The following is an 18,047-nucleotide window of genomic DNA, read 5'->3' as shown; positions in this document are numbered from 1 at the left end:
CAGTGTAAAATCGTCTTTTATCAATCACTATTTACTTGCCAATTCATTCAATTCCTTCTTGGCATCATTTAGCATCTGTTCCAAGTTTTCCGGTTTCTCCGTGATATTGAAAGCCTCCACAATCTTGTTCAACTTGTCCAGCTCACCTTCCAAGTTTCTTTTTGTGAAATCTTCCCTGAGAACCCGAATTTTCTCAGCATCCTGGATTCCTTCCCTTAGAGTCTCAAAACGAATCGAAGTCCGGTTATCGGGATAAACCAGGTAGGTATCTCCGGCAGGCCAAGCCCTAAATCGGGAATCCTGTAATGGGTTTTCTACCCAACTGTTGTAAGACCAATGCAAGAATCCATCAAACTCGGCAGCTATGCTGTACCATCCAATAAAAACACCTTCGGAAGGGTCCGAAAAAGTAAATACATTCGGGAATTTATCCGCACAACATACGTAGTGGGTACTTATGTAACCCCTTTCTTTTCTCAGGTCCAAATCCTCTGCATCCACCGTAGCCCCAAAAGCCACGGACAGATCTTTCATTTGGTTCGGATAGAGCTTATAGCTTTTATGATTGTCCGCAAGTGAAAACCCAAGTTCCGGGGCATGCGCTTCCAGTAGTCCCAACATCGCCTTCATTTCTTCAGGTCCGCGTTCATCCATCGCCATTCTAGTAATGGTATACCATCCCTTTTCTGCTAAGTGGGTTTTGAATTGCTTTAAGAAAGGTACCCACAAGGCTTCATATTCCTCACTTCCCGGAGCAGCTTTTACTTTGATCTCCTTGTTCTCCTTTTCATCGAAATAGTAAATCTCATTGCCCCATGGCACCATGGAATAGCAATTGATCTGGTTTTTCACCCCAAGGTCCATCATAAACTGCACCCAATTGTCAAAATGGGTAAAATCGTAGTTCCAAGTTCCATCCTTCTGTTTTTTCCATTCGATCATCCCTTCAAATTGATCAAAGGTCTGTCCGCCCCAAGGTCTTTTGTTCAAAGACACCGTAATCACTTTTTGTCCGGCATCCGCCAAACGCTTCATCCCTGGTTTTACCAACTCCCAATGTTCTGGTGACCATGGTTCCACATTGTAATACCTCGCGATGGCATAGGGGTTTTGCCATAGATCCAGATGAAACGCCCACTCGGACGGAGGTGGCAGTACTTTATCCAAGACCTTCAACGCCAATTCAAAGTTTTGTTTTTTTTGTCCTTCGATTTCCATAGCCACAGTCCCTTTGTAAAGGCCGGGTTTGGCATCACTGGGCACATCAAAAGTGAGCCAAAGTGGTCTGGTTTCCTTAGACCTTACGGTATAGCTCGAAACCGTATCCAGCGCATCTGCGGCCAAGGAGGCTGCAAAATCTTCGGGTTTTCTATAGCCACAGCCATCTGCAAATTCATCCGTGATCACATATTTTACAAAACGGGCCTGGGCAATTCCGCTACCCAATATATCGCCGGATTCAGATTCGAAATCCGATACCGTGGCCCTAACGTTCACCAAGGAATCTTTCGTCCATGCCACCATTTGGGCAGAAACCCGCTCCCCTTTCCATGCTTCCATCTTCCAGCTTGTCTTTGGTTGGATATTGGGTTTGACACTTTTTACAAACCGTACCCCAGTGGACACAAAACTGGCATTGAGTCCCTCGGCCGTAGCGTCCCAATCGGAATTTTGGTCCGGCGATGGATCCGCAGGTTCTTCATAGGTGGCCGAAACCAGAATTTTTTCTTGTTTTTGGCATGATGAAAAAATCGTAAGGAACAGTAAAAATAGGGTTGGTTTTAAAAGTCTCATTTTAAGGATGTTATAATTTGTGTTAACGTTACCACCAAATATCAGAATTTACTTTGAAATCTCCAATTTAGAATCCAAAAACATCCAAACTCTTAACAAAATCCAAGAATTATAACACTTTCCTACGATTGCAGCTGCCTCGTACAACCTTCGGTCAGGCATCACCTATTTGTTATAATTTCATAACCTTTGCAGCATGAAAATTTTAGACGTCGGAGCAGATGTATATGCTATTCAAAGAATAGACCCAGCCGAAGAATTAATAAAATTCCCAAGTAGCCAATTGTGGGAACGGGCACAAGTTCTTCAACATTTTTCCCAACCTTGGGGGGATGCGGATTGCCCCAAAATCTCATTTAGGGCTCTTCACAACTACGAGTATCTCTTTCTGAGATATCAGGTAACCAATCCCAAGGTGCTCATTTTTGAGGGTCAAGGTGGAAAAATGGACGTGGTGCAATCTGAAAGAGTGGAAATCTTCCTAGCCCAGGATCCAAAATTGCAAACCTACTATTGTTTGGAAATTGACCCTTCGGAGAGAATCTTGGACTATACGGCATCCTTCCACAGGGATTTTGATTACAACTGGAGTTGGCCGAAAGGACATCTTTTTGCAACTGCACAAATTAGACCTGAGGATTATCAAGTCGATGTAAGAATCAGTAAGGAATCCTTGGAACAGCTGGGCCTGATTCATCAAAACCGAATCTTGGCGGGAATTTATCTGGGACACTGTGAAGCCTTGCCCGATGAAAATTGTGGTCAATCCACCCTAAATTGGCTTACCTGGATAGATCCTAAGCGAAAAACGCCAGATTTCCATGTTCCCGCTACCTTCGGCACTCTGGAATTGATGGGGTAATCCTGTAATCAAGCTACAGGTAACTTTTTACGTTTTCCGAATTTATGATGTCGATAGGCAAAAGTTCGACCTTCGCCAATTCTTTGTTGAACAGTAGTTTTTCCACAAGACTACGCAAACCGAGATAAGCCTGCTTTTTTGGGGCCTGATGTATCAAGAACTGAATCTGATTTTTTTGAAGACAGCTGACATTGTTTGGTATAAGGTCATATCCAATCACGGCTTTCCGAATTCCCAATTGGGTCAACGCATTGGCTACCTCATAGGTTTTTGAGGTGGTCACAAAATACGCCTCTATTTCGGGGTGTGTTTGTACGACTTTGTCAAATTGTTCCCTAATTTCCTTGGTCTTCAAGGTCAAAGTTTTGATATCGTAGCCAGTTTCCTCCTCCTGAAAATAAGACCGGAACCCATTTTCCTTTTCTTGCATATGGGCCGCATTGTTATAAGCTTCTTCCACATGGATTATGGCTAGTTGCGAGGGTGCCTTTACAAGACCCGACACCAGTTTGGCCCCTACCCGTCCACTCAAGAACAAATCTTGGCCCACGTGATGGTGAAAATGGTCTTTAATAGGACTATTGAAGGTAATAGATACAATATCGCGTTTAAAAAGTTGCTTTTGCAGTTGGGTACTTTCTTTCCCGAACAAAGGAACAAACATGATGGCATCCGGACCTAGTTCCAACAATTTATTCCCCATATTGGAAAAAGACTGCGGTTTGGAAGGATCAAAGGTGTGGACCGCAAAATTGAGGTGAAACGCAGCAAATTCCTCTATAAGTTCCGTTACCCCTTGCATACATGGCAACCAATACGGGTCTTTCTTTGGGTCCGGGATAAGTATTTGGACCGTATAGACCACATTGTTTCTCAACGATCTAGCTATCGGATTAGGCGTGTATTCAAGTTCCTTTAGGGCTTGGTTCACCTTTTCCAATGCCTTTTTTGAAACTCTGCCCCTATTGTGCAAAACCCGGTCTACAGTGCCAATGGACACACCTGCCAACTTAGCTATGTCCTTAATTGTGGTGTTTTTTTTCATGCGTTTACACAAATATATCCAAAATTGGAAGTCGTGGTTTGTGTACCTTAACACAAATTTTGTGTTAACGTACACATTTTTTTATATCTTGCTCTCATATTTGGTTGATAGACCTTATTTTTGTCCCAAAATTGAGCTTTCATCAACCTACATCTGACCTACCAAAAAATGAAGGAAAAAATTGTCGCAATAGCGCCTGGAAGAACATGTCTGTTCGGAGACCATCAAGATTATCTAGGTCTTCCAGTTATTGCCTGTGCATTTGACCGTCACATTCAATTGTCCGCAACAAAAAACACAACTGAAAAATTGGTGATCAATATGCCAGATATTGACGGACAAAGGGTGATTGACCTAAATGCCATGCCGTCCAAAGTCAAAAAAGGTGATCACCTTATGGCAGCCCTACAGATTCTTGAACGTTTTGATTGTTTTCCGGAAGGGGGCTACGACCTTACCATCTCGGGAAATGTGGCCATCAATTCCGGTACATCTAGTTCCAGTGCCCTATTGATTACATGGACGCTATTTTTGGTTACCGCCTACGGATGTAACGTCCCGGTCACTAAAGAATTTGTTTCCCAGGTAGCCTACGAGGCCGAAGTAACCTTTCACGGTGCACCTGGTGGCAAAATGGACCAGTACAGCATTGGTCTAGGAGGCATCATCTATTTGGAAACAGGTGAAAATCTAAATTTTGAGGTATTCCACAAACCGCTAACCGGCCTAATTGTGGCCGAATCTGGTATTCCGAAGGATACGACCGGAGTACTTGGCGAACTAAAGGAAAAGGCACTTTTGGCCATAAACAAGGTAAAGGAAAAACTTCCCAATTTTGAAATAAGTGAAGTTACCAAAGCCGATCTGCCCAAGTATCGGAACTACGTATCCGATGAGCTCAAAATATTTCTGGATGCGGCGGTACTCAACCATGATGTAACCCAAAAAGCACTTAAGGAATTTAAAAGGAATGAATTGGATCCTGTTGAAATTGGGAACCTTATGAACCAACACCATAATGTTCTTAAAAACTACCTGAACATCACGGTTCCACGCATCGATGCCATGGTGGACGGCGCACTGGGCGCAGGGGCGCTTGGTGCCAAAATTGTGGGATCCGGAAGAGGAGGAAGCATTGTGGTATTGGCCAGGGACGGGGAACAGGACAAGGTAATCCAAGCACTTATAAAGGCAGGTGCCAAAGATGCATATGCGGTACAAGTAGATAAAGGAGCACAAATTTTAGAACCCAAACTAAAAACACTGATATAAATGAACGGACACCCAAACTTGGTAATATTGGCCGGGGGAGCATCCTCGAGGATGAAAAAAACTGCGAAACCCGAAGCAGGGCTCAGTAATGAAGACATTAAACAAGCCAACGAACGAAGCAAGGGACTTATTTCCGTGGGTCAGGAAGGTCGACCTATGATGGATTACGTGCTCTACAACGCCAAGCGCGCTGGCTACGAGAACATCTATATTGTGATTGGCGAACAAGGAAATCTGTTTCGCGAATATTACGGCAGCAAGGACAAAGACAATCCATGGAATGGATTAAAGATTTCCTTCGCCATCCAATTTATCCCCGAGGGAAGGGTAAAGCCTTTTGGTACGGCGGATGCGCTGTTTCAGGCTGTGGAGCAATTCCCAGAATTGAACAGTGTCCCATACTCTGTTTGCAACAGCGATAACCTATACTCTGTTGAAGCTTTGGCTGCCCTAAGAACCACAGAGAGCCCCAATGCCTTTATTGGCTACGATAGGGACGCCATGCTCTTTCCGATGGAACGCATCTCAAGATTTGCATTGGCCAAACTTGATGGTGATGGACATCTTTTGGAAATCGTTGAAAAGCCCTCCGAAGATATGGTGGAACAATTTAGGGACGCCTCTGGCAAACTTAGAGTAAGCATGAACGCCTTCAAATTTCAAGGCGAAATGCTTTATCCCTATCTCAAAAATTGTCCAGTTAATGAGGAAAGGAACGAAAAGGAACTCCCAACTGCCTTCCTAAACATGCTCAAAGACCATCCGCTCACAGCTATAGGAATCCCATTTTCTGAGCATGTGCCAGATCTTACCGCAAAAGAAGATATCGTCGCCGTAAAGGAATTTTTAAAAACAAACTATCAGCAGTTGGATTGGGATTCAGCTTAAGGTGTAGGGGTTTGGAAACACAAAAAATCAACAAGCTTATAAATTGAAAGCATGCAAAGTATCATCAACAATAAAACGACCGATCCAACAATCACCCCTCTCAACGCCAACTTAAGGGATTTGGCCAAAATTTCCGGGTTTTCCATCTCCACAGTTTCCAAAGCCTTGAACGACAGTAGCGAGATAAGCGAACTGACCAAGGAGAAACTAAGAAAACTGGCCAATACCCATAACTATACACCCAACAAGGCTGCTTGTGCACTTCGAAAACAGAAATCAGACACAATTCTGATTTGCCTGCCCAAACACGGCTTACTTACTTATCATGCGATTGTGGAGGGCATTTTGGAAGAGTCACAGGCAAAGGGATTCCAAATTCTGGTACACCAATTTGAGCATGACACCTTGCCCCAAACCCTTAAAAAACTGGAGTGTAAAAAGGGCTTTGATGGACTTGTCTTCCTTTGTCCAAAAGCCGATGTGGCAACGGAAAAACTACTGGAACACCACTCCAAAAAAGGACTGCACTTGGTAAAATGCATTGGAACTTGCCTTAGTGCCGAAAATGAAAAGGAACAACGGAAGTTAGGAAGAAAGATATGCAAGAATTTAATGAAGGTCATTGACTGGAAAATCAATGTACCCTTGCAATACTCGAATATCTAAAAAGGTATCCTAACCTCTCCTTCCCAAGGAATCAAGCCGGTAGGTTTATTGCCCTGTGGCATACTTGAGCAATTCCAATTGTCCATTTTCCCATTTTAGGGAATCGTTCAAGGATTTTATTTTTTCCGCGTCCTGATCATAAAGGGCCAACAAAAGCGCAACCGTTTTACTCTCCTTTGACTTACTTCTAAGCTTGGAAACCATTTGATCCACCTTCTGAGATCTACCCAACTTTTTAAGCGCTAAAAGTTTGAACAATTCGTTTTTTCCAAGTTTGTCGCCGTTTTCCTTGGTGTAGTTCGCCGTCTTTTCATAATGGGTTTTTGCCATTTCCTGATTCCCGGTTTTTTCAAAACAGAGTCCCAGAAGATAATCTGACTGTCGGTTATCTGGATTAAATGGAGATCCAATCCCCAAATTCTCCGGCCATTCCTTGGTTGCTTCCAACAGGGGAATAGCCTTTGCAAATTGCCCCTTGTCCAAGTTTTGTTTTGCCAGATTGAAATGGGCGCGATCAAAGACCCTTTTACTTTCCGAAGCATGTTCAAAAGGTAAAATATTCAAATTGCGCAAAACCTTGATGGCTTGGGAATAATTACTATTAGTTACCAATGCTTTCGCATAGCTAAGACCTATATTATAGTTGTCTGGGAACTTACGATATCCTTTTTTAGCCAATTCCAAAGCCTTGGCGTTCTCTTTGTTCTCCAAGTGGAACAGCACAAAATCGTCCCAGTTTTTCCAATGGTTCTTGTCCAAATTCAACGCGGTGGTAAAATCTGCTAGATTGTTCTGATAGGTATCATCTGCAAGCACCTTGGCCCTAAAAATGTAAAACGAATCATTGTCCGGGGCATTGCCACAATCCCTTAGCAGGGCAATGGCTTTCTCCTTTTGACCCACGGCCAAAAAGTTTTGGGCCAAGAAATACTTGAATTTCCAATCGCTATTGGTCATCACAGCCCATTCCAACACAGGTATGGTCTCCCGTCTGTATGGAAAAACAAAGTCCGGGGATTCGTTTGCCAATTCGAGAAGCAAGGCATTGCTTTTCTCTGAATTTTTCAAAGCATACGCCAAAAACAACTTGGATTTACTGTCCGTTCCATTCAGTTCAAGTAATTCAACCGCAGTTTTATCCTGTCCTAAATTCAGGTATTCCAAGGCCAACTCCAAGAGGGTTTCGTTGGGAAATTCATTCTGAACCCCCTCTTTGATTGCAGCCATACCACCTTTTTGAAAGAGGATTTCCTCGAAAGTTGCAAAATGGTTTATGGGGCTGATCTTAAATACTTTTTTGAGCTGCTTGTTAAAAGCTTCGGTATTGTTCTGTTTTCGGTAGACCACTAATAAAACCTGTCTAGCATTAAGGTTATAGGCGTTGAACGCCAAAGCTTTCTTTGCATACTCCGCTGCTTTTCCCAAATCGTTTCTGTTTAGATGTATCTCCGCCATTTGGGCGAATGAAACGGAACGAAATTGGATTGATCTGGCCGCCCAACCCAAATACTCCAATGCATTCAGTGCATCTTTCTGGGCCCAATACGAAATACCGGCTAGATAATTGGCCTGTGGATTGTAGGTGTCCAACTGAAGCGCAGTATTGGCAAAATCCAGGGCTTTGTCATATCTCGTTTTCCGATATTCGCCTTCGCCTGCCAGCAATAATGCATTTGGATGTGTCGCATCCAAAGCGAACAAATCAGCTAATTTTTCATCGGCCAATGCATATTCCCTGAATTTCATGGCTTCCGAGGCTTCATGATATAACTGTTCTATAGCGGAAGGCTTAATTTCAGGATTGTATACAAAATCTCTCTTGAGCAGGGTTTTGCTTACCGATGTATACTCCAATTTATCAGCGCCCAGATATATTTCCAGTGTATCGGTATCCTTGCATTCAAATGTTTTCTCAAAAACCTCCATCGGCGCCATTTCCAGGTTTTCCAAAGAGGCTTCCTCCCCGTTTATGAAAATTTGCAGAGGTTGGTTAAATGCTTGAAGTGCATTGATTCCCATTGTGGCACTGTCGCCATTGCGTTCCATGTTCAAGACCCCATATTCGGATGCAGCTTCCATCCCACCAATCTCCTTGATCGGAAACCAAAGTTCCTGCCAGGAATCCATAACATAGGGGTCAAAGTTTGCTTGGGTCACTGGATTTTCAGCACCCGGAAAATATTGATTGAACAGTCGGCCCGCTTGGAACTCAATATATTGCCCATCAGTATCGGTCAAAAGATCTTCCCAAATACCCCCTGCGCGGGAAAGTGCCCAGAGCCATAACTTTTGGCCTGGCATCTCCTCGTAGGGAGACAGGTGTCCAAACCCGATCTTGCTGTCGTGGTAATAGCCTCCAAAATAGTTCTTGTAATCCCCAACAATATGGTAGGATTTTGCGGGACCAAAATCGTTGTTGCGATATAGGGCCAAATTTCTTCCTTGATCGTCGATAGGCCATTTTTGCCAAGTCCCGTTGTGTTCCAAATATCCATTTCCTGGAATAAAAAACTCCAAATCGTTGGTGGCGGGTGCCGCCCCGGTCATCCAATTGTAATAGGACTGGTTTAGGGGTGTTCCGTTGTACCAAGAGGCGTTCGTCTCGAAATAGGCCTTATCGCCCTCCAATCTAATTTCTACTTGCCAATACGTCCGTGAAGGCAGGTCCAAATTGCCCACAATACAGCTTACACTGCCATCATCATTGGTTTTCATCTTGTAATCCACTGGGGTTGCAGTTCCCGGGTGATGTCCAATTATCCCAAAGTTAAATTCAATTCCCCCCGAGGTCCAAGGCCCCCGCATTGCTATATTTCTGAATTTAACCACCTCGTTCCGGTACAAAAACTCATTCCCTGTACTTTTCTCAATCGCTCCCCAAACTTTGCCGCCAACTTCGGGCAACACATAAACTTCAATGTACTGGTTTTCCAGTTTTACTACTTTCCAACCCTGTTTCTGGGGTGCATGGGCATATTCCTCAAACTTAAAATAGGGGAATATTTTGGGGTTCTCGGTTAAAATCGGTACCGGGTTTGGTGCGCTAAACCCGTAGGTATCCAATTGTCTGATCTCTTCGCTAATGGTGGCATTTTGCGCCACAGCGCTCAGAGAAATGATCCATAAAAGGGAGGTTATTCTTTTCAAAGCTTTTGATTTAATCGGTGGTTTCGGTTTTTGTGCTGTATAATTGAACGGAGCTGTTGTTTCTTGCAAATAACAGGAGTGGGTTTTCGGAATCCTTGTTGATTAAGACCAAATCCCGAACCTCGCCATCTACATCCAGTCCGCTTTCCATATCCCCAACTGCTTGAAATCCTCCTTGACCATTTCCGAGGAGCAAAAGTCCTTTGTTGGCATCATAGCGGCCATATTTAACTCGCGTTCCATAAAAGTTTCCAGCCAGAACAAGATCCAAATTTCCATCATGGTCTATATCTTCTGCCAGCACTGCATAGATTGGTGAAAATTGCGCTTGGGTGGTCAGTGGACTAAGGGTAAACTGTCCATTTCCCAAATTTTCCACGTAACTCGTAGCAAAATTATTGGCTTCCAGCACATAGGCTCCCTCCAGCTCTTCTGGAGTAAAAATGTCGGTTATTTTTTGGGTTGCATAATCGGAATAGTTGACATATTTGGGTTTGAGTCCATTCAATTGTTCCACTAAATCGTCTTTGGAAAATACAGGGTAGCTCTCTCCCATAAGGTAGGAACAAAGAATAGGGTCGATTGCTCCATTATCGTCAAAATCCTTGGCATACAATTGCACGGGTTCGGTGGTTGAAGCCTTTAATTGGGAGTTCCAACCAAAATTTCCAATCACATAATCCAAATCACCATCATTGTCAAAATCCCCTTCCACAATTTTGTTCCACCATCCTTTGGAGTTCTTGGCAGGAACGGCATTGGTCTCTTCAATTAATTTTCCATTATCGTTCCTAAAAAAACGAACGGCCATAAATTCCCCTACTAAAATCAAATCCTTAACGGAATCCCCGTTAAAATCCGTCCACAAGGCATCGGAAACCATTCCAATTTCTCCTAAATCTTGGTTGACACTTTGGGTACTATCACTAAAATTGCCTTTACCATCGTTTTCAAGGATATAACTTCTTGAAGCCGTTGGGTATTTTCCAGGAACAGATCTCCCACCTACGAAAAGGTCCTGGTCACCATCTTGGTCAAAATCATAGGCCCGTACGCAAGATCCGTTGGCAAGCATGGTGGGTAAGGCAGATTCCTTTTTCCTAAAGTTTCCATTATTGTTAATGTACAGTCTATCCTGCAGCTCGGGAGCGTCCTCCTCAAACTCGTGACTTCCACTCACAACATAAAGGTCCATATCGTTGTCATTATCAGCATCAAAAAATAGGGCTCCTGTATCTTCCGATGCTGTATCACTTCCCAATGAACTTGTGTTCGTTTCGACAAAATCACCGGACCTTCTTTGCAACAATAGTATACCCGGAGCACCTTTGGCACCCCCGATATAAATATCTTCTAATCCGTCGTTGTTAACATCGGCCTTGGCCACTTTTGGTCCTTGGGTAGAGAGTTGGTGTGGGATTAACGACTCTCTTTTAAAGTCCACAAACCTATTTTCCACATGGTAAAAAACAAGCAAACTATCGGCTGTGACGTCAGAAAAATATTGGCTTTCTGTTGTTTCTTCAGAGGTTTGGGCCACCGTAGCCTCCTCTTGTTTGAATTGCAGTGTTTGGTTTACCGCTACATTATTTTGTGTGCTGACCATGCCATCGGGCCAAATAATCTTGAGCTCCTCGACAGTTTGGTGGCTCCCCAAACCAAATATGAGAGAGGGATCCACAGAGGACTGAAATCCCCTTGCTGGGTACAGCTCCTGATGAAGTAACAGGGTATCCGATTTTAAAATCACTTTGGCTCCTACGGCCAAGGTATTCCCATCCTTACCCTTTAATTGTATTTTTAAATAATTGTTCTCTTTCCTAAGGTCGCTGTTATTGCGATAAATAAAGGCTTCCTGATCGGTATTGTTCACTATGAGATCATAGTCCCCATCGTTGTCCAAATCGGCGTATGCTGCCCCATTGGACAGGGATTTTCCACCCAAACCCCAATCGTTGGTGGTCTTACCAAAGGTCAAATCTCCTTTATTTCGGTAAGCGTAATTCTCTTCAATGGTAGAGGGAATATTTTCCAGCAAGTCCTTAATCACAGTTTCAACCCCGGAATCCATTTCCTCCAACCGTTTTTGAACGGCGAAGTTCATGAAGTCCATATTGGTATAGTCCCGTTTTACCCCGTTGGTTACAAACAGATCTTTGAAGCCGTCATTGTCAAAATCTGCAAAAAGGGGTGCCCAACTCCAATCTGTGGCGTGAATACCCGCCAATTGTCCAATCTCAGCAAAGGAATTTCCTTTGTTCAAATGCAGCATGTTCCGCATATATTGATGATGGAAATCGGAGTCTACAAGAAATTGGTGCTTATCGTAGTTATCGGGTCCCGAGACCATTTTTTGTCTAAAATTCCCTTCTGGGAGCATATCCAGGGTAACAATGTCCGGCATTCCATCATTATTGATGTCCGAAATGTCCGAGCCCATGGAAAAGTGGGAGGTATGGCCAATAAATTCCTTTAAACTCTCGGTAAAGGTGCCATCCCCATTGTTCAGGTATAAAAAATCATGTTCATGAAAATCGTTGGAAATGTAAATGTCCGGCCAATTATCGTCGTTTACGTCACTTACCGAAACACTAAGTCCGAATCCCAGCACGCTAGACATTATTCCAGCTTCAGCACTAACATCGACAAATTTGCCATTATCATTTCGGTACAAACGATCTGCATAGTCGGGATACTGTTTCTTCCTTAAGTTCTTGGAGGCATTTTTTAGGCTTGAATAAGGTTGAACAGAATGATTGAGCACAAAAACGTCCAAATCCCCGTCCTTATCATAATCAAAAAAATTCCCTTGGGTTGAATACCCAAAGTCATCCAAGCCGTAAGCCGCGCCCTTTTCAGTAAAGGTAAGGTCGCCGTTATTGATGAAGAGCAGATTTCTTCTTTTTTCTTTGGCTTTGGCCGCTGATCGGCAAACATAGATATCCAAGAGCCCATCACCATTTACATCGGCCATGGACGTTCCCGTATTCCAAAGCCCTTCTGCAAAAACGCCTGCCTTTTGGGCAATTTCCTCAAATTTAAAGTTCCCCTTGTTCACATACAGACGACTACCGACCATACTACCTGTGAAGTATATATCCTGGAGACCATCGTTGTTGATGTCCCCGACGGCCACTCCTCCCCCATTGTAAATATTACCGTAGGTAAGGATATTGAACTCATCGGTTTCCGTGACAAGGTTTTTGAATTTTATGCCCGTATGACTGGAGGGCATTTTTGAAAATAATTTGCTGGAATCTATTTTATTGCATGAAGCAACGATACAAAACAGTAGCAACAACGCTTTGTGGTGGGAACGCATAAATATTAGGTTTGGATTGAATTTTGAAAAGATAGAAAATTAAAAAACCTGTGGGGTTAGCCACAGGTTTTTTTTTTGCCCCTTTAGAAATTCGGTCCTCCGGTATCCCACCAGAGTCGTGTTCCTATTTCATCGGGGCCACCTAACTTCGCAGTTGCATCAGCGACACCTGTAGGATTATTTTCCCGTTCGCTGTTTATGAAGGTCATTCTTCTCAAGAAGTCATCGGCAGCGATAACCCCCCAATCGGAATTACTATCATTTTGGTAATTGAATGGAAGTTTTGGATAGTCCGTTCTACGATGGTCTACCCATGGTTCCATGGAATCAGTATACGCAGCAATCCATTTTTGAGTAATGATTTTCTCCAATTTGATCTCGTTGTCCGCTGCCTCGTCCCAAGCCACCGTGTTGGTGATTCGGTTAACAAAGTCATTGACATCTCCTGTCGCTTTTGGATCATCATAATCCCATGGAATACTAGTATCGTCGGCCAAGTAATCGTCAACACCACCTGCGCCCCACAATTCGAAGGAAGTTCTAACTCCCATCTCGTAGTTGGCACCTGCGTCTCCTGCTCCAGCCCAGCCACGTAGGGCAGCTTCGGCCATTAGGAAATACACCTCATCTGCACTCAACATCTTACGCTCAGTAACCACTGCTGGATCGTTAAACGAAAGGTCGATGGTAGAGTAGCTCAAACGATCATCCTTTGCCACCAAGTTCGCACCATTACGGATTCCCTTGTACGGAAAGTCAGGGTGGTCGGCCACAACCGCAGGATCTGTTGCCTCATCAAAAAAGGCACTAACCCTTGGGTCACCATATCCACCTAGGATGGATTCCATCGAAGCACTCATACGGGTGTCGTTCCACTCGAAGCAGATTACTGCTGGGTGGTACTTTCTACCGTAGTTGGAAATGTTGAAGTTTTCAGCATTGGTAAGAATAAGTCCAGCGGAATCCGCTAGGGCCTTTTCCCCTTCAGTTTGCGCTTTGGCAGGATCTACTTTGGAAATCCTGATGGCAAGACGAAGCCTCAATGAGTTGGCCATCTTGGCCCACATGGCAATATCTCCACCATAGGAAGCATCAAAAGCTTTAAATCCTTCAAAATCGGAATTGGCTTTCAACTCAGTAATGATTCGATCCAAATCGGAGAAGAAAGCATTGTACAGTACTTGTTCGCTATCGTACTCCCCAGATTTTCCAAGACCAAATTCTGTGTAAATAATGGGTCCTTGGTACACCGTTAATCGGTGCATGGAAAGAATCTTGATCAAATTGGCCAATTCAATAAACACTTCATTTCCCTCTTCTTGGGAGGCAATGTCGATTACCTGGTTGGCAGGGGCCATTACGTTGTTGTACTGGACATTCCAATACCTGTTCCAACGCAAGTAGTACGTGGTGTTGTTCACACCTCCCACGAACGGCGTTGGCGTAGCCAAGTGCCGGGCATAGGAATCATTGGTCAAATTGTGGTCAATCTGAATACCGTAAAGGTTTGACAACAATCCGGGGAAGAAAGCACCAATATTATTAAAATCCTGCTTTAATGATTCATCTGAAATCTCATAAGGATTGGTATTGGTCTCTTCAAAGTCGCTGGTACATGCACCTAGTACAAATACCATAGCTAATACATAATAAATATACTTTTTCATATTCATTTTTTAAAAAGTTACTTTAAGATTCAGTCCGTAATTCCTTGTAGATGGTAGATTAAAGTTATCTAGACCTACTGAATTTCTGTTGGTACTCATAGCCAGTTCAGGATCAAAGGGTGCATCTTTTTTGAAAAAGAATAGGTTGTTTCCGATAAAGGATATGGAAGCTGCTTTAATAAATGGCATATTAAGCTTAGCTAGATCAATGTCATATCCCAAAGACAATTGTGCCAAACGGATATTGGTTCTATCGTAAACATATGCCTCACCAACACCGTTACGATCTCCGATAAAACGGAACCACTGCTCTGGGTCTACGCTGGTTACAGCTGCACCAGAGGACTCTACAACCCCGTTCACGGCAACGCTTCCTGCGTCACGTGCATCGGCTGTTCTTTGGGAAACCCCTGCACCATCCAACATGGATTCGGTCTGGCTAAATACCTTCCCACCAAACACACCATTGATCAAGGCACTTGCACTCCATCTTCCAAAAGAGACGGTGTTATTCCAACCTAAGGTGAAATCTGGATCAAGGTTACCAATCAATTCACGCTCAGGCGTTCTTAATGGGTTACCATTGTCATCAAAAAGGATTCTTCCTTGATCATCCCTACGGAATTTCAATACATACAAGTCATTGAAACGTCCACCTTCAACCAATCTGGAACTATAACCTTCGGAAGATCCAAGGTTAATGATTCTTTCATCGTCCGGTCCTATATCTACAATCTCACTTCTATTTCTAGTGATGTTAAATGCTGTATTCCACTCGAAACCATCATTTCTAACTGGAGTACCGTTAAGGGAAATCTCCACCCCTCTGTTCACAATCTCACCAGCGTTGATGAATTTCTGGGTATATCTACCTTCTGATTCTGGATCAGAGGCATCCAAAGGAACTGTAATAAACTGATCTTCACTCTTTATGTGATAATAAGTGAAATCGATTCCCAATCTATTTCCGAAGAAACGCCAGTCAGCACCAATCTCTGTACTAGTGATGATTTCAGGCTCTGCATCCGTAAATGGTTTTGTCGTATTTCTCGTCAAACTTCCCACTGGGTCAGAAATGCTGTTTTGAGGGTTGATCCTGTTAAAAGGCACCTCATTGGCCACTTGCGTTTGCGAAACTCTGAATTTTGCAAAACTAATGGCTTCCGGCATTTCAAACATTTCGCTCACAATGGCAGTAATACCCACAGATGGATAGAAGTAGGAATCATTTCCTGTTAGTGCCAAAGTAGAGGCCCAGTCATTTCTACCACCAAGATCTAAGAAAAGCATTTCCTTATATCCCAAAGTGGCGTTTGCAAATAGACCTTGCTTCTTGATCACCCCGTTGGTAACCGAGCGAACAGGAGTTTGGGTCAATGCCAAGTTCTGGAAGTTGAACTCGTTTGGATAAATCAATCCATTACCACTACTTGGGGTTACCCTTACACCATCACCGTAATCGGTCTCCGTGTAGCTACCCCCTACCAAGGCAGTAAGACTAAAGTCTTCCGACAAATCATTATCATACGTCAAAATCGCATCGGTATAGATCAAACGATCTTCGTACTTGTGGTAATCCCAAGTACCGTTGATATTAACGTTTGTTGGGTTGGATGTCGCCGCGTGTCTTTGCTCCCTAGTTACGTTTGCGTAATCATAGTTACCCCTAACCTGAAGGTTAAGTTGGTCCATGAGCTGGTAGTTCAAAGTTAAGTTGGCAATAACCCTTCTATTGTTCTGCTCCCTAGGCTGTCTGTGAATGATCCAATATGGATTGGATTGGTGGTGGTCATTTACAAACCAGTTCTGAGCCATTAAGTTACGAGCCGGGTCAAAAATTTCAAAATTAGCCTGTGTATCGGCAAAATCCCTGTTACGAGGGAAGAAATAAAGACCGGTCAACGGGTTCAAATAATATCCTGACGGTAATCTGTTCTCAGAATTCTCTATCGATAGGATAATGTTAGAACTTACGGTCAACTTATCATCCAATAACTTGGTAGACTGCTTGAAGGATACGTTATTTCTGGAATATGTATTCTCTGGCGTAATTCCTGTGGCGGTTGTATTGGAATACGAGAAATAAGCTGTAGTCCTGTCATTACCTCCACTTACAGAAATAGAGTTGATCCAGTTGGCACCTGTAGAAAAGAAATCATCCACATATCCGCTAGCATAGTTACCTGGAGTAGTATCCCAGCTTTCTTTTGCTTCTCCGATGGCTCCATACTTAAATTGTAGGTCTGGAGTTTCAATGATACTTTCAAAAGTAACACCAGAATTCAAAGAAACAGTGGTTTTACCAGCTTCACCTTCTTTAGTGGTAATAAGTACCACCCCGTTGGCACCAGCACTACCATAAAGAAGTGCCGCGTTCGCACCTCTCAGTATACTGATACTGGCAATATCATCCGGGTTCAGGGCCGAAATACCGTCACCGGAATCCGTTCCACCCCACATACCAGGCTGACCACCTCTGTTGTTCGCCAATGGAATACCATCGATTACGAACAATGGAGTACTGTCCCCAGTCAAGGATTTGTTACCTCTAAGTACAATTTTGGTAGAACCACCTGCACCCGAGCTACTTTTCTTGATCTCAACACCAGCAGTTTTACCATTGATACTATTAAGGAAGTTAACATCCCTTGTTTTAGTGATCTCATCGGCACTAACCGTTTGCTGGGCGTAAGTAAGGGTTTTTTCCTCCCTCTTGATACCCAAAGCGGTTACAACCACTTCTCCTAATTGTTGGGCATCTTCACCAAGCGTAACATTAATAGTTGATTGTCCACCTACGGCTACTTCTTGAGCAGTAAAACCTAAGGAAGAGAATACCAGTACAGCACCATTAGACACGGAAATGCTATAATTTCCGTCAAAATCGGTGGAAGTACCATTGGAAGTTCCCTTTTCCAATACGTTCACCCCAGGTAGTGGAGTACCCGCATCGTCGGTCACGTTCCCTGTAACCGTCTGCTGAACAACTTTCTCAGTAATCTCTGGCACTTCTTTTTCAGGCCTTGGAGTTACTGCAATAGTGTTGTTCATCCTTTTAAAGTTTAAAGGGGCGACTTTACCTATTTTTTCCAAAAGAACATATACAGAATGAGAACCGCGTGAAATACGTAATTCCGTTTGTCTGTTTACATCTTTCTCATCATAGTTGAATTTAAAAGCCGTTTGGTTCTCGATTTCCTCAAAGATCTCAAGCACCTCAACTTGCTTAGCGGAATCCCACTCCAAGTAGATGTCCTTGATACTCTGGGTGTACCCCTCATTAGCCATTGCGAAACAGCAAAAAACAAGCTGTACAATGAAAACCTTAAGGAGCATGTAAATTGTCTTAAGTTGCTTTGACTTCATACTTCTGAATTTAGTTTA

General features: G+C 43.4%; 10 protein-coding genes. 4 read left to right on the top strand and 6 right to left on the bottom strand.

Annotation, left to right across the window (positions count from 1 at the left end; genetic code table 11):
- Positions 1–27 precede the first annotated feature (27 nt).
- Positions 28–1,794, bottom strand: coding sequence for a DUF4091 domain-containing protein (locus tag M3P07_RS03135; protein ID WP_249968439.1), 1,767 nt, complete (start codon positions 1,792–1,794; stop codon positions 28–30).
- A 196-nt stretch (positions 1,795–1,990) separates the two neighbouring features.
- Here M3P07_RS03135 and M3P07_RS03130 point away from each other — a divergent pair, with 196 nt between their 5' ends.
- Entirely contained in the window at positions 1,991–2,656 is a 666-nt protein-coding gene (locus M3P07_RS03130) for a sugar-binding protein (RefSeq protein ID WP_249968438.1), read from the top strand.
- A gap of 13 nt (positions 2,657–2,669) precedes the next feature.
- Here M3P07_RS03130 and M3P07_RS03125 read toward each other — a convergent pair whose 3' ends face one another.
- Entirely contained in the window at positions 2,670–3,701 is a 1,032-nt protein-coding gene (locus tag M3P07_RS03125) for a LacI family DNA-binding transcriptional regulator (RefSeq protein WP_249968437.1), read from the bottom strand.
- A 168-nt stretch (positions 3,702–3,869) separates the two neighbouring features.
- Between M3P07_RS03125 and M3P07_RS03120 the strand changes: the two genes are divergently transcribed.
- The 3 genes from M3P07_RS03120 to M3P07_RS03110 are packed head-to-tail and all read left to right on the top strand — an operon-like array spanning position 3,870 to position 6,527.
- Complete coding sequence (locus M3P07_RS03120; RefSeq protein ID WP_249968436.1) at positions 3,870–4,973, top strand: GHMP family kinase ATP-binding protein; 1,104 nt, start codon at positions 3,870–3,872, stop codon at positions 4,971–4,973.
- Positions 4,974–5,861 carry a sugar phosphate nucleotidyltransferase gene (locus M3P07_RS03115; protein ID WP_249968435.1) on the top strand — a complete coding sequence of 296 codons (888 nt, stop codon included), beginning with the start codon at positions 4,974–4,976 and terminating at the stop codon, positions 5,859–5,861.
- Between the two features lie 51 nt (positions 5,862–5,912).
- Complete coding sequence (locus tag M3P07_RS03110) at positions 5,913–6,527, top strand: LacI family DNA-binding transcriptional regulator (protein ID WP_249968434.1); 615 nt, start codon at positions 5,913–5,915, stop codon at positions 6,525–6,527.
- 45 nt (positions 6,528–6,572) lie between these two features.
- Here M3P07_RS03110 and M3P07_RS03105 read toward each other — a convergent pair whose 3' ends face one another.
- From M3P07_RS03105 to M3P07_RS03090, 4 genes are all read right to left on the bottom strand, one after another.
- Positions 6,573–9,674, bottom strand: a complete 3,102-nt coding sequence (locus M3P07_RS03105) for a DUF5107 domain-containing protein (protein WP_249968433.1) — start codon at positions 9,672–9,674, stop codon at positions 6,573–6,575.
- 10 nt (positions 9,675–9,684) lie between these two features.
- Complete coding sequence (locus M3P07_RS03100; protein ID WP_249968432.1) at positions 9,685–12,996, bottom strand: VCBS repeat-containing protein; 3,312 nt, start codon at positions 12,994–12,996, stop codon at positions 9,685–9,687.
- Between the two features lie 83 nt (positions 12,997–13,079).
- On the bottom strand, positions 13,080–14,663 hold the full coding sequence (locus M3P07_RS03095) for a SusD/RagB family nutrient-binding outer membrane lipoprotein (RefSeq protein ID WP_249968431.1): 1,584 nt from the start codon (positions 14,661–14,663) through the stop codon (positions 13,080–13,082).
- A 9-nt stretch (positions 14,664–14,672) separates the two neighbouring features.
- Entirely contained in the window at positions 14,673–18,029 is a 3,357-nt protein-coding gene (locus M3P07_RS03090) for a SusC/RagA family TonB-linked outer membrane protein (RefSeq protein ID WP_249968430.1), read from the bottom strand.
- Positions 18,030–18,047 lie beyond the last annotated feature (18 nt).

The sequence above is a fragment of the Flagellimonas myxillae genome (assembly GCF_023502235.1).
Taxonomy (GTDB): Bacteria; Bacteroidota; Bacteroidia; order Flavobacteriales; family Flavobacteriaceae; genus Flagellimonas; species Flagellimonas myxillae.
Note: the sequence above shows the minus strand (reverse complement) of the source record. Positions and strands in the feature narration are given on the sequence as shown.

Bases quoted from the DNA above. Each gene is read 5' to 3' on its own strand.
- M3P07_RS03135 (WP_249968439.1), bottom strand. From the start codon at position 1,794: ATGAGACTTTTAAAACCAACCCTATTTTTACTGTTCCTTACGATTTTT.
- M3P07_RS03130 (WP_249968438.1), top strand. From the start codon at position 1,991: ATGAAAATTTTAGACGTCGGAGCAGATGTATATGCTATTCAAAGAATA.
- M3P07_RS03125 (WP_249968437.1), bottom strand. From the start codon at position 3,701: ATGAAAAAAAACACCACAATTAAGGACATAGCTAAGTTGGCAGGTGTG.
- M3P07_RS03120 (WP_249968436.1), top strand. From the start codon at position 3,870: ATGAAGGAAAAAATTGTCGCAATAGCGCCTGGAAGAACATGTCTGTTC.
- M3P07_RS03115 (WP_249968435.1), top strand. From the start codon at position 4,974: ATGAACGGACACCCAAACTTGGTAATATTGGCCGGGGGAGCATCCTCG.
- M3P07_RS03110 (WP_249968434.1), top strand. From the start codon at position 5,913: ATGCAAAGTATCATCAACAATAAAACGACCGATCCAACAATCACCCCT.
- M3P07_RS03100 (WP_249968432.1), bottom strand. From the start codon at position 12,996: ATGCGTTCCCACCACAAAGCGTTGTTGCTACTGTTTTGTATCGTTGCT.
- M3P07_RS03095 (WP_249968431.1), bottom strand. From the start codon at position 14,663: ATGAAAAAGTATATTTATTATGTATTAGCTATGGTATTTGTACTAGGT.
- M3P07_RS03090 (WP_249968430.1), bottom strand. From the start codon at position 18,029: ATGAAGTCAAAGCAACTTAAGACAATTTACATGCTCCTTAAGGTTTTC.